The sequence below is a fragment of the Comamonas sp. CAH-2 genome (assembly GCF_009668305.1).
GTDB classification, from domain to species: Bacteria; Pseudomonadota; Gammaproteobacteria; order Burkholderiales; family Burkholderiaceae_C; genus Comamonas; species Comamonas aquatica.
Window position 1 is genome coordinate 23,816 of sequence record NZ_VSWF01000017.1, and the last position, 12,170, is coordinate 35,985.

General features: G+C 68.8%; 13 protein-coding genes. 5 read left to right on the forward strand and 8 right to left on the reverse strand.

The genetic code is table 11. The features are described from left to right. The first annotated feature begins 4 nt into the window (after positions 1-4). Together FYM52_RS10960 and FYM52_RS10965 are read left to right on the forward strand one after the other, a co-directional pair. On the forward strand, positions 5-859 hold the full coding sequence (locus FYM52_RS10960) for a metallophosphoesterase (RefSeq protein WP_154164124.1): 855 nt from the start codon (positions 5-7) through the stop codon (positions 857-859). A 103-nt stretch (positions 860-962) separates the two neighbouring features. Beyond that, positions 963-1,388 carry a universal stress protein gene (locus tag FYM52_RS10965; RefSeq protein ID WP_154164125.1) on the forward strand — a complete coding sequence of 142 codons (426 nt, stop codon included), beginning with the start codon at positions 963-965 and terminating at the stop codon, positions 1,386-1,388. 75 nt (positions 1,389-1,463) lie between these two features. Here the strand turns inward: FYM52_RS10965 and FYM52_RS10970 are convergent, their stop codons facing one another. The 3 genes from FYM52_RS10970 to FYM52_RS10980 all read right to left on the reverse strand — a co-directional run bounded on the left by FYM52_RS10970 (position 1,464) and on the right by FYM52_RS10980 (position 4,950). Then, positions 1,464-2,732 carry an ATP-binding protein gene (locus FYM52_RS10970; protein WP_042412002.1) on the reverse strand — a complete coding sequence of 423 codons (1,269 nt, stop codon included), beginning with the start codon at positions 2,730-2,732 and terminating at the stop codon, positions 1,464-1,466. 7 nt (positions 2,733-2,739) lie between these two features. Further along, a complete protein-coding gene (locus tag FYM52_RS10975; protein WP_043378282.1) occupies positions 2,740-3,468 on the reverse strand; it encodes a response regulator in 729 nt (242 codons plus the stop codon). Positions 3,469-3,606: 138 nt separating this feature from the next. Further along, positions 3,607-4,950: an MFS transporter gene (locus FYM52_RS10980; RefSeq protein WP_154164126.1), complete on the reverse strand. Its 1,344-nt coding sequence runs from the start codon at positions 4,948-4,950 to the stop codon at positions 3,607-3,609. Between the two features lie 58 nt (positions 4,951-5,008). Between FYM52_RS10980 and FYM52_RS10985 the strand changes: the two genes are divergently transcribed. From FYM52_RS10985 to FYM52_RS10995, 3 genes are all read left to right on the forward strand, one after another. Further along, positions 5,009-5,695 carry an AraC family transcriptional regulator gene (locus FYM52_RS10985; protein ID WP_154164127.1) on the forward strand — a complete coding sequence of 229 codons (687 nt, stop codon included), beginning with the start codon at positions 5,009-5,011 and terminating at the stop codon, positions 5,693-5,695. A 66-nt stretch (positions 5,696-5,761) separates the two neighbouring features. Next, positions 5,762-6,658 (forward strand): DMT family transporter, encoded by an 897-nt coding sequence (locus FYM52_RS10990; RefSeq protein ID WP_154164128.1) that lies wholly within the window; start codon positions 5,762-5,764, stop codon positions 6,656-6,658. A 49-nt stretch (positions 6,659-6,707) separates the two neighbouring features. Further along, positions 6,708-7,625 (forward strand): M48 family metallopeptidase, encoded by a 918-nt coding sequence (locus tag FYM52_RS10995; protein WP_154164129.1) that lies wholly within the window; start codon positions 6,708-6,710, stop codon positions 7,623-7,625. A gap of 88 nt (positions 7,626-7,713) precedes the next feature. Here FYM52_RS10995 and FYM52_RS11000 read toward each other — a convergent pair whose 3' ends face one another. From FYM52_RS11000 to azu, 5 genes are all read right to left on the reverse strand, one after another. Continuing rightward, positions 7,714-8,664: a lactate dehydrogenase gene (locus tag FYM52_RS11000; RefSeq protein WP_045265742.1), complete on the reverse strand. Its 951-nt coding sequence runs from the start codon at positions 8,662-8,664 to the stop codon at positions 7,714-7,716. Further along, positions 8,665-10,173, reverse strand: coding sequence for a DASS family sodium-coupled anion symporter (locus FYM52_RS11005; protein ID WP_042412010.1), 1,509 nt, complete (start codon positions 10,171-10,173; stop codon positions 8,665-8,667). A gap of 269 nt (positions 10,174-10,442) precedes the next feature. Then, positions 10,443-10,652: a hypothetical protein gene (locus FYM52_RS11010; RefSeq protein WP_154164130.1), complete on the reverse strand. Its 210-nt coding sequence runs from the start codon at positions 10,650-10,652 to the stop codon at positions 10,443-10,445. A gap of 23 nt (positions 10,653-10,675) precedes the next feature. Further along, positions 10,676-11,314 (reverse strand): MBL fold metallo-hydrolase, encoded by a 639-nt coding sequence (locus FYM52_RS11015; protein WP_043378294.1) that lies wholly within the window; start codon positions 11,312-11,314, stop codon positions 10,676-10,678. Between the two features lie 99 nt (positions 11,315-11,413). After that, positions 11,414-11,869 carry an azurin gene (gene azu, locus FYM52_RS18900; RefSeq protein ID WP_162524701.1) on the reverse strand — a complete coding sequence of 152 codons (456 nt, stop codon included), beginning with the start codon at positions 11,867-11,869 and terminating at the stop codon, positions 11,414-11,416. Between the last annotated feature and the right edge of the window lie 301 nt (positions 11,870-12,170).

Sequence of the window (12,170 nt, forward strand, 5' to 3'; positions counted from 1 at the left end):
CGCCATGAACCTGCAACTGCTGTCCGACCTCCACCTCGAAGTTCACCCCCACTTTCAGCCCACCCCGGCCGCCGATGCCCAGGTGCTGGTGCTGGCCGGCGACATCGGCTCCTACCAGGCCGGCAGCCTGCTGCAGGGCGAATATTTCGGGCTGGAGCGCTTTTCGCCCCTGCCGCAGTTCGCCGGCTGGCCCTGCCCGGTGGTGTTCGTGCCCGGCAACCACGAGTACGACGCCCAGGACTGGGACGCGGCCCACGACCGCCTGCGCCGCGTCTGCGATGCGCTGGGCCTCATCTGGCTGGAACGCGCCACCACGGTGCTGGACGGCGTGCGCTTTGTCGGCACCACGCTGTGGACCGACTACGACGCCATCGCCCTGCTGGACGATCAGGTGCAGGCCGGCGACGTCGGCCGCCTGCTGAAGCTGCGCGAGAAGTCCTTCCGCGCCGCCAACTTCTACCTCAGCAAAACCGGTGGCACCCGCCACGGCCAGCCTTTCCTGGCCGAGCCCATGCGCGCCCAGGCGCTGGAATGCCAGGCCTGGCTGCGCAACGCGCTGCAGCAACCCTGCGAAGGCCCCACCGTGGTCGTGACCCACTTCGCCCCCAGCCTGCGCAGCAGCGACCCGCGCTACGGCCTGGTGCCCGGCACGGCCGGCTTTTGCAATACGCTGGACGAGCTGCTGCCCCAAGCCCAGCTGTGGCTGCACGGCCACCTGCACGCCCCCAGCGACTACACCGCCCAGGGCCACCATGCCGATGGTCGCCCCTGGCAGTGCCGCGTGGTGGCCAACCCGCTGGGCTATGCGCGCAAGGGCGAGCAGGCGCATTTCCAGCCCGGCCGCTGCATCCGCTTATGATTTCTGGGCTTTCCAGCTGCGTCGCCCCAAAAACATGACGTAAGTCAAGACAACATTGGCGCCAGTGATTACGCTGTCCCTTGTCCTTTTGGAGATATTTGCCATGAAAATCCTGCTCGCTGTCGACGGAAGCCCCTTCACCAAGAAAATGCTGGCCTACCTGGCTGCGCACGAAGAGCTGATCACCGCAGGCCGCCATGAATACACCGCCCTGACCGTCCAGCCGTCCCTGCCTCCCCGCGCCCGCGCGGCCCTGAGCAAGGAGATGGTGGATGAGTACTACGCGGAAGAATCGGCCAAGGTGCTGGACCCCGTCACCAAGTTCCTGGCGCAAAGCGGCATCGCCGTGCACACCCGTGCCGAAATCGGCCCCGCAGGCACCACGATTGCCAAGATCGCCGAGGACGAGAAGTTCGACCTGATCATCATGGGCACCCACGGCCACGGCTCGCTGGGCAAGCTGGTGATGGGCTCGGTCTCCACCCAGGTGCTGGCCAACTGCTCCGTGCCCGTGATGCTGATCCGCTGATCCAGCGCACGCACACTGCAAAAAGGGCTGCCACTGGCAGCCCTTTTTTGTGGGTGAAATATTTCGCTGGCGGTCTCAGCCGGCCGCCTGCAGCGGCAGGCGCAGCACGAAGCTGGCGCCGGGGCGGCCATCGCGGCGGTCCTCGCAACGCACGCTGCCACCATGGCGCTGCGCAATGCTGCGCACCAGGGACAAGCCCAGGCCCACGCCCCCCGAGCGCTCGCTGGCCCCGGGCAGGCGGTAGAACTTTTCAAAGATGCGCTCGCGCTGCGCCGGCGGCACACCGGGGCCGATGTCCTCGACCCGGATCACGGCCATCGCCCCCTCGCGCGACAGCGTCAGGCTGACCTCGCCATGGCTGTAGCGGCGGGCATTCTCCAGCAGGTTGCGCAGGGCGCGGCGCACCAGCTTGGCAATCGCCGGCACCTCCAGGCCCTCGGTGGCCTCCACGTCCAGGTCGGCGTCCACGCGCGCGCATTCCTCGGCGGCCAGCCCGATCAGGTCCACCGCCTCGGTGCTGCCCACGTCCACCTCGGGCGACTCCAGCCGGCTGGCCAGCAGGATCTCGTCCACCAGCTGGTCCAGCTCGGCGATGTTGCGCTGGATCTCGGCCTTGGCCGCCGCCACCGAGGCGCTGTCGCCGCCCATCAGCTCCAGCCCCATGCGGATGCGCGCCAGCGGAGAGCGCAGCTCGTGCGAGGCATTCGCCAGCAGCGATTTGTGCGACTGCACCAGGGCCTCGATGCGGCCGGCCGCGGCATTGAACTGGCGCGCCAGGTCGGCCACCTCGTCGCGCCCCTCGGTGGGCACGCGCACGCTCAGGTCGCCTTCGCCGAAACGCTGCACGCCGCGCTGCAGGTTCTCCAACCGCTTGAGCAGGCGCCGGATGATGGGGAACACGCCCACCACCACCACCAGGCCGATCAGGCCCAGCAGCCACAGGAAGCCAAACGGCGGCCGCAGCCAGAAGGCCCAGTCCTGGCCGCCATGCCCTGGGGGCGGGCGGCCACCCCCGGCGCGTTCGCGCGGATTGCCGCCACCAGGCTGGGCCCGCGGGGCCATCTCCAGATGGTAGGTCTGACCGTCCGTGCCCTCGATGTTGAACACCACGCCGTCCGCGCCGGGGCGGCGGATGCGCTCGAACGGGCCCTGCAGCAGGATCTGCCCCTGCCCGTCCCGGATCACCAGTTCGCGCGCGTTGTTGGTCTGCTGGGCGTTGTTACTGGCGTTGTATTCCTCCGCCACGCGCCAGGCCCAGCCGACCACCAGGGTCAGCACGGCCACGCCGCCCACCACCGCCAGCCAGATGCGCAGGTACAGCCGTTGGGAAAAGACCTTGAACATGCGCGCCTCAGTCCTGCTGCTTGGCGAAGACATAGCCCACGCCGCGCACCGTCAGGATGCGCTTGGGGGCCTTGGGGTCGGCCTCGATGGCCGCGCGGATGCGGCCCATGTGCACGTCGATGGAGCGGTCGAAGGCCTCCAGCTCGCGGCCACGCACGGCCTCCATGATCTGGTCGCGCGTCAGCACGCGGCCAGCGCGCTCGGCCAGCGCCACCAGCAGGTCGAACTGGTAGCTGGTCAATTCCGCCGGCTGTCCGGCCACGGTCACGGTGCGGGCATCCCGGTCGATCTCCAGGCTGCCGAAACGCAGGGCCGGTGTGCTGCGCACCGCGCTGGCGGCGGGCGCATCGTCACCGCGGCGGCGCAGGATGGCGCGGATGCGCGCCAGCAGCTCGCGCGGCTCGAAGGGTTTGGGCAGGTAGTCGTCGGCACCGATCTCCAGGCCGATCACGCGGTCCATGGGGTCGCCCTTGGCCGTCAGCATCAGCACCGGCACCTTGGCGGCAGGCCCCTGCATGGCGCGCAGGCGGCGGCAGACTTCCAGCCCGTCCATGTCGGGCAGCATCAGGTCCAGGATGACGAGGTCCGGCAGCGCCCCCGCACCCTGCAGTTGGGCCAGGCCGCTGGTGGCATCGGCACAGTGTTGCACCGACAGGCTGTTCTGGCCCAGATAGGCGCTGACCATGTCGGCCAGGCGCACATCGTCCTCGATCATCAACAGGTTGTGTGTGCTCATGCCCGCCAGTGTAGGGGGCCTGTTTGTCTGTCACGTAAAGCCCGGGTAAAGCGCAGGCCGCCCAGGCGGCGCAGCGCAGCGGCCGGCCTGTGTGGGCCGAACCGCCAGCTCAAAGCCATAGCAGTCTGCGCAGGCGCATCAAGCATTGGCGGTCATTTTGATGCGTGAGGCCAAGGCCACCAGCAGCAGCACCGGCAGGCCCAGGCAGGCCGTGCCGACGAAGAACGTCACATAGCCATGGACGTCGACAAACGCGCCCGAAAAGCCGGCCAGCCACTTGGGCGCCAGCATCATCATGGAGCTGAACAACGCGTACTGCGTGGCCGAGTACTGCACGTTCGTCAGGCTGGACAGGTAGGCGATGAACGCCGCCGAGGCGATGCCACCGGCGAGGTTGTCGGCGCTGACCACCAGGGTCAGGCCGGTCAGGTCGTGGCCGCGCGTGCTCAGCCAGGCGAACAGCAGGTTGCTGGCGGCCGACAGCACGGCCCCCAGCATCAGCACGCGCATCACGCCGATGCGCATGGATATCACCCCGCCGATGAAGGCGCCCACCAGGGTCATGATGACGCCGAAGACCTTGCTGACCGTGGCCACCTCGCCCTCGCTGTAGCCCATGTCGACGTAGAAGGGGTTGGCCATGATGCCCATCACCACGTCGCTGATGCGGTAGATGCCGATCAGCGCCAGGATCAGGATGGCCTGCCAGCCGTAGCGGCGCACGAAATCAACAAACGGCGCCACCAGCGCCTCGCGCAGCCACTCGGTCAGGTTGCGCGCCGGGGTCTGCGCACGGCCCGCGGGCTCCGGCGACAGCAGCACGGTGCACACGCCGACCAGCATGCTGGCGGCCATCACGCCATAGGCCAGCTGCCAGGCGCCATGCACATAGGTGGTGGTGCCCTGCAGGGCCGCCGCCACCAGCCACAGCGCCCCGGCGCCGGCCCAGATCATGGCCAGCCGGTAGCCCGTCTGGTAGGTGGCCGCCAGCGCGGCCTGGCGCTCGGCGTTGGCCGATTCGATGCGGAAGGCATCCAGCGCAATGTCCTGCGTGGCCGAACCGAAGGCCACGGCCAGGGCGCACCAGACCATGCGGTTCAGGTCCTGCTGCGGATCGGTGAAGGCCATGCCCAGCAGCCCGCCGATGATCAGGCCCTGCGCCAGCAGCAGCCAGCTGCGCCGGCGCCCCAGCCAGCCGTGCAGCACCGGCAGCGGCAGGCGGTCCACCAGCGGCGACCAGACCCACTTGAAGGCATAGGCCAGGCCGACCCAGCTCATGTAGCCGATGGTGGAGCGGTCGATCCCGGCCTTGCGCAACCAAAATGAGAGCGTTCCCAGCACCAGCAGCAAGGGTAAACCGGCCGAAAAGCCCAACGCCAGCATGCGCAGGCTGGCGGGTTCGGCATAGACCTTGAGGGTGTCCGCCCAGGAGCGGCGGGGCGAAGCGGAAGCGGGGGCAGCAGGGCGAGAAGCGTCGGGCATGGTGTGGGCAACAAGCGTTGTGCCATTATCACCAGCGCCACCCCCTTCGCCCGCCACCATGTTGACGCCCTCACTGCCTGTTACCCTGGATTGCAGCCTGCGCCACTACGGCGGGGAGCATCCTGCGCACGCACACGCCACGCATGCCCAGCTGCTGTACGCGCTGTCGGGCCGCATGGAGCTGGAGGTGGACGGCCACAGCGCCTATGTCGACACGATCACCGGCCTGTGGATCCCGGCCGGCACGCGCCACGCCTACCTGGCGCCGCCCGGGGCGCAGATGCTGGTGATGGACGTGGTGGCCCCGCCCTGCACTGCGCTGGACAAGCTGCGACGCTTTCAGGTGCCGCGCGCGGCCAGTTGCCCGCCCCAGGCCCTGGCCGCGACCGAGCGCCTGCAGCTGCTGCTGGACGCCCCCACACTGCTGCCGCGCCGCGGCGTGGATGTGCAGGCCCTGGAGGCACACATCCGCCGCGCACTGCACACCCCCTGGCCCACGGCCCGCATGGCGGCGTGCTGCCACCTCAGCCCGCAGCGCTTCCACGCCCGCTGGCTGGAGTTGACCGGCCGCACGCCGCAGCAATGGCTGCGCCAGCTGCGCCTGGACCAGGCCGAGCACCTGCTGGCGCGCGGCCGCAGCCTGGAGGCCAGCGCTGCGGACTGCGGCTACGCCAGCGCCAGCGCCCTGGCCTATGCCCTGCGGCGCGACCGGGGCACCGGCGCGCGCGCCCTGCGCCGGCGCTGACCCGGCGCGCGCAGAATGCGCGTTGCTCGACATTTGCCGGCGCCGCCGCTGGCAGCATCGCCCCCCATGCAGTCCTCGAATTCTTCCGCCCACGGCATCCTGCTGGTGCTGGGTGCCGCCATGCTCTGGGGCACCACCGGCACCGCCCAGAGCTTCGCCCCGACCGACCTCTCCCCCTACTGGGTGGGCGCCCTGCGCCTGGTGGTGGCCGGCGCCTTCTTCGTCGCCCTGTGCGGGCTGGTGGGGCGCAGCGACCCGGCCCGCCGCCCGCTGGACCTGCCGCGCCTGCTGGTCTGCGCGCTGTGCATGGCCACCTACAACCTGACGTTCTTTGCCGGGCTGCAGCGCACCGGCGTGGGCTTTGGCACGGCCGTGGCCCTGGGCTCCAGCCCGATCTGGGCCGGCCTGCTGCAGGCGGTGCTGCTGCGGCGCTGGCCCGCGGGCCTGTGGTGGCTGGGCACGACCATCGGCGTGGTCGGCGGCTTTGTCATGGGGCTGGGCAAGCCCGGGGACTGGCAGGTCTCCTGGCTGGGCATCGGCCTGTGCCTGCTGGCTGGCCTGACCTATGGGGCCTATGCCGTGCTGAGCCAGACCCTGGTGCGCCAGGCCGGCGTGGCACGCGTCAATGCCTGGGTCTTTGGCAGCGCAGCCCTGCTGTCCCTGCCGCTGGCGGCAGTGCTGGGCGGTGAGCCCCAGCTCAGCCCCCGCGGGCTGGGCGTGGTGCTGTACCTGGGCCTGGTGGCCACCGGCGTCGCCTACCTGCTGTTTTCCAGCGGCCTGCGCACCGTGTCGGCCGCGACCAGCGTGGCCCTGAGCAAGTTCGAACCCATCACCGCCTTCGTGCTGTCCATCCTGATCGTGGGCGAGGCGCCCACCTGGCTGGCCGTGGCCGGCCTGGCCCTGGTGCTGTGCGGCCTGTGGCTGGTGGTGCACAGCGAAATGCGCCAAGACCGACACGGCTGAGGGCGCAGACGCTTCTACACTTGGGGCGGATTGAGGATGGACACCCCCTATGCACCCTGCACTGCCCCCCCACACCCCTTTTGATGACCACCCCGCCGGCTGCTGGTGCGGCCAGGATGGCGCCTGCGCCCCGGCCGGCACACCGCGCAGCCTGTGGCAGGCGCGCCGGGCCTTTCTGCTGCTGGGCGGCGCGGCCACGGCCAGTGCGACGCTGCCAGCCTGGGCCCAGGTGGATGTGGGGGCATCCTCGCGCCTGCGCCACCTGGTGCCGGCCGAAGAGCTGGAGCAGGCGGCCGAGCAGGAATACGCCAAGCTGCTGCAGGAGGCCCGCAGCCAGGGCAAGCTGGTGCCCGCCGGTGATGCGCAGACCCAGCGCCTGCAACGCATTGCCCAGGCCCTGATCCCGCACACCGCCGCGTGGAACGAGCGCGCCCGGCAGTGGCAGTGGTCGGTGGCCCTGATCCGCAGCAACGACATCAACGCTTTCTGCATGCCAGGCGGCAAGATCGCCTTCTTCACCGGCATCATCGACAAGCTGCGCCTGAGCGACGACGAGATCGCCATGGTCATGGGCCACGAGATGGCCCACGCCCTGCGCGAGCACTCGCGCGAACAGCTGGCCAAGAACACCGCCACCAGCCTGGGTATTTCCCTGGGGGCCCAGCTGCTGGGCCTGGGCGATGTGGGCAACTACGCGGCCCGCCTGGGCGGCCAATTGCTGAGCCTGCGCTTCAGCCGCAACGATGAAAGCGATGCCGACCTGGTCGGCCTGGAGATCGCCGCGCGCGCGGGCTACAACCCGAACGCTGCCGTCAGCCTGTGGGAAAAAATGGGCAATGCCACGGGCAGCAACGCCAATGGCCTGGCCTTTCTGTCCACCCACCCCAGCGGCCCCGAGCGCATCCGCGAGCTGCAGCGCAACGTGCCGCGGGTCACCGGCCTGTACGAGGCCGCCCGCCGCCGCTGAGCGCGACGCCCCCATCCAGAACAAAAAGGCCCGCATCTGCGGGCCTTTTCGTGGGGGGTGTCTGCGGGCGCGGCCGCAGGGGCTGCGCTCAGCGCTGCAGGGACTGCAGCCCGTCGGCAATCGTGCCGGCCAGCAGCGCCGCGCTAGCGCGCAGGGCCTCGGTCTCCTGGGCATTCAAACCGGGCAGGAACGGGGTCGAGGCCCCGCGCGCGCCGATCAGGTGGGGCAGGGACACGCAGGTGTCGCGCACGCCCAGCAACTCGGGCATGCAGGTGGACACGGCGAACACCGACTGTTCGTCGGCGACGATGGCCTTCACCAGCCGCGCAATGCAGCCACCGATGCCGAAGTTGGACACGCCCTTGCCGGCCTTGATGCGGTAGGCCGAGGTGCGCACGTCCTCGGCAATCCGCGCCTGCATGGCGGCGTCGATGGGCCGGCCCAGCTGGGCGGCAAACTCCGTCACCGGCATGCCCGCGATCTGGGCGCTGCTCCAGTGCGGCACGGACGAATCCCCGTGCTCGCCCAGCACATAGGCGTGGACGGACTGCGAGGCCACGCCCAGGTAGTCGGCCAGCCGGTCGCGGAAGCGGATGGAGTCCAGCGAGCAACCGGTGCCAATCGCGCGGCCCGGCGGCAGGCCGTAGCGGTGCACGGCGATGGCGGGCATCACGTCCACCGGGTTGGTGGCGAACAGCAGCACGGCGTCGGGCGCCACCTTCAGGACCTGGTCGATGATGGTGTCCGTCATCTTCAGGTTCTGCTGCAGCAGCTCCAGCCGCGTCTGGCCGGGCTTGAGGCTGGCGCCGGCGGTGATGACCACCACCGAGGCCCCGGCCAGGTCGGCGTAGTCGCCTTCGCTGACGCGGGCGGCCGTGCCAAAGGCGGCGGCATGGCCGATGTCGGCCGCCTCACCGGCGGCGCGGGCCTCGTTCTGGTCGACCAGCACGATCTGGCTGATGCCCGGCGTGGCCGACAGCAGGTAGCCGGCGGCCGCACCGACCTGGCCGGCGCCGATGATGCCAATGCGTGCCCCCATTTACAGCACCCCCATGGCGGGCCACAGGGTGGCGGACAGCAGCAGGATCAGGCCCAGGCCGGCCAGCGTGACCACGATGCCGACCTTGGCGAACTGCGCGGTGTTGAAGGCATTGGTGCCGTAGCACAGCATGTTCTGCGGCGCGTTGGTGGGCAGGATGAAGCCGAAGGAGACCACGAAGCTCTGGATCATGACGATGCCAAACGCGGTTTCGGGGCTCACGGGCAGGGTCTGCGTGAAGGCGATCATGATGGGGATCAGCGTGCTGGCCAGGCCGGTGGCCGAGGCAAAGCCCAGGTGCAGCACGATGCTGAACACCGACAGCGCGGCAATCACGCCCACCACGGGCAGGGCCGACAGGCCCATCTGGCCCAGCGTCTGCTGCGCCAGCCAGCCGGCGGCGCCGGTCTTGGACAGCAGGTTGCCCAGCGAGATGGAGGCGGCGAACAGCACGATCGTGCCCCAGGGCACCAGCTTTTCGGCCTGCGACCAGTGCATCACCCCGATCTTGGGCATCAGCAGCAGGGCAATGCCGATCTGGGTGGTGGTGGTGGTGTCAAACGGGTGCAGCATGCCCTCGGTGGACCACATCACCAGCAACAGTGCCGCCACGGCCATCAGGCGCTTTTCGGAACCGCTGACCGGGCCCAGCTCGGCCAGTTGCTGGCGCAGCTTGGCGGTCATGTCCTCGCCGGCGGGCACCTGGGGACGCAGGATCCACATCGCGGCAAAGAACAGCACCACGCACATGCCGATGGTGAACGGCAGGGCCGTGATGAACCACTGGCCCCAGGTGATGTTGTGGCCAAAGGCCTGCTGCATGAAGTTCAGGCTGATGATGTTCTGCGCCGCGCCGGTCTTGATCGCCATGTTGAAGATGGAGCAGGCACTGGCGGTGACGATCATCAGGGTGGCACCCAGCGAGCTGTTCACGGCCAGACCCAGGGCGGCGGTGATGCCGATCATGATCGGAATCACGGCGCCCACGCGGGCCGTGGCCGAGGGGATGAACAGGGCCAGCACGAAGCCGACGATCATCGCGCCCAGCACCAGGCGGGCTGGCGAGACGCCGATCTTGCTCATGACGATCAGCGCAATCCGCTTGTCCAGGCCGGTGTGCTTGAGCGCCACGGCCAGGAACAGCGCGGCCGCCACCAGCAGCACGGCGGTCGACGAGAAGCCGCTGAGCATGGTGGTCAGCGCGGCCGAGGAATTCATCACCTTGCCACCTTCGGTCAGCGAGGTGCCCATCAGCCCCAGCACGGCGGCGCCGGTCAGGATCACCGCGCTGTTGGCGGGCGAGACGCATTCGCTGATCCACAGCACCACGACCAGCACCAGCAGGCCCAGGGCCACCTGGCCCGAGGCGCTGAGGCCGGCCGGCTGCGGCAGGGCCAGCACGATGCCGTACAGCACCAGGGCCAGCAGCAGGAAGGCGAGTTTTTTATTGGAATCGGGTTCCGGTCTGGAGGTGATGGGACCGGTTTCGGGTGCGGGCGTAGACGCCATAGGAACTCCTCGCAAGCAATGCATCGTTACGTGATGCAACCATGCTAGTTCTTGCAGGGAGACTTAGGTATTAACCCGTATGCGTTCTGCGCGAGATTTGATCCGCGTCAAGAATTTCACGGGCCCGCACCTGCTCGCGGACGCCCGCGCACCGCCGACCGGCACGGGCCCTGCCGCACTGGCGAGCGCGAGAAAACATCAGAAAAGTGAGCTTTCTGCGCAAACAGGATGAGCGCCAGCGCTGGTTTTCATTCCAACTTCGGTACACCTTAGTAGCTGCGCAGCACGGCGCGCAGCAGCCACCCGGCCCCCGCCAGCAGCAGGCGCAACCCGCAGAACACGGCGCCCAGCACCGCCGCGTGGCGCAGGGACTGCGGCCAGTCCATGACCCACGGCTGCCCCTGCCACGCGGCCCAGCCGGCCGCCAGGGCGGGCACGACCAGCAGACCGATCACCGCGGCCACAACCAGCAACCGCAAGCAATGGCGCGCCGTGGCGCCCATCAGGTGTTGCCGACGTAGGGGTTGGTCTGGCGTTCACGCCCGAAGCTGCTTTCCGGGCCGTGGCCGGGGATGAACACGGTCTGATCGCCCATGGGCCACAGACGCTGGACGATGGAGTCGATCAGCTGCTGGTGGTTGCCCTGGGGAAAGTCGGTGCGACCGATGCTGCCGGCAAACAGCACGTCGCCGACGAAGCAGCGCTCGGCCTGCGGGGCGTGGAAGACCACGTGGCCCGGCGTGTGGCCCGGGCAGTGGCGCACCTGCAGCACCTCCTGGCCGATGGCCACGGTGTCGCCGTCGTGCAGCCAGCGCGTGGGCTCGAACGGTTCGGCCGGGGGAAAGCCGAACATGGCGCCCTGCTGGGGCAGGCCGGCGATCCAGAAGCGGTCGCCCTCGTGCGGGCCGATGATGTCCAGCTGGCGCTTGCGCGCCAGTTCGGCCACGGCGCCGGCATGGTCGATGTGGGCGTGCGTCAGCCAGATGGCCTTGAGCTGCAGGCCCAGGCGCTCCAGCTCCCACTCGATGACGTCGATGTCGCCACCGGGGTCGATCACCGCCGCCTCCAGCGTCTGGTCGCACCAGACCAGGGAGCAGTTTTGCTGGAAGGCGGTGACAGGAATCGTGTGGTACTGGAACATGGCGGTCTGTGCAAAGTGGCTGCTGCGATTGTGCCCAAGCCCGGGCCGGAAAAAAGCCGGGCGCCGGGCTGCAGGCCCACCTTCTGTGAGGTGCGCCGCTCAGCTGCCCAGCTTGAGCACGCCGCGCATGATGAAGGAGTGGCCCGGGAAGGAGCAGAAGTAGGTGTACTCGGTGCCGGCCTTGAGCTTGGCGACGTCCAGGTTCACCGAGGTGGTCTCGCCGCCGCCGATCATCTTGGTGAACGCCAGCACGCGCGCATCGCCGGGCTTGACGTACTCGTTGGCCGCGCCGGCCTTCAGGCCATCGGCGGCCGCGGCGTTGGTGTCGGCCGTGGTGGCCAGCACGATGTTGTGGCCCATGGTGGACTTGGACATCTTGCCGGTGTGCTTCAAGGTCATGGTGAAGCTGGTGCAGGACTTGGGCACTTCCACGCTCTTGATGTTGAACTGCATCTGGTCATTGCCTTCGATGGTGACGGCGCAGTCGGCCGCCAGGACCGGGGTGGCAAGGCTTCCAAGGGCCAGCAGGGCAACAGTCGTGCAGATTTTTTTCACGCAAACATCCTTTGCATCAAGGGGGAGGAAAGATGGCGCAACGCCGGCGGCGCTGCTTCTGTCGGCATTCTGAAAGCAATCCCGGACAAAATCCGCCTTGTTCGGCGTACGTGCCACAACGCGGGGGCGGTTTGCTGCGCCTCCTTTGACCCCTATCAAACCGCAGGGCGCTCCCCAGCCCCTGTCTGCTGCATTTGCAGAAGCTGGTGGCGCTGGCTCCATCAACGTTTCAGGCATTTGCATATCTGAAAACCTTATTTATCAAACGCAGGCAGCTATCAAAAAATACAACCCCTGTGCC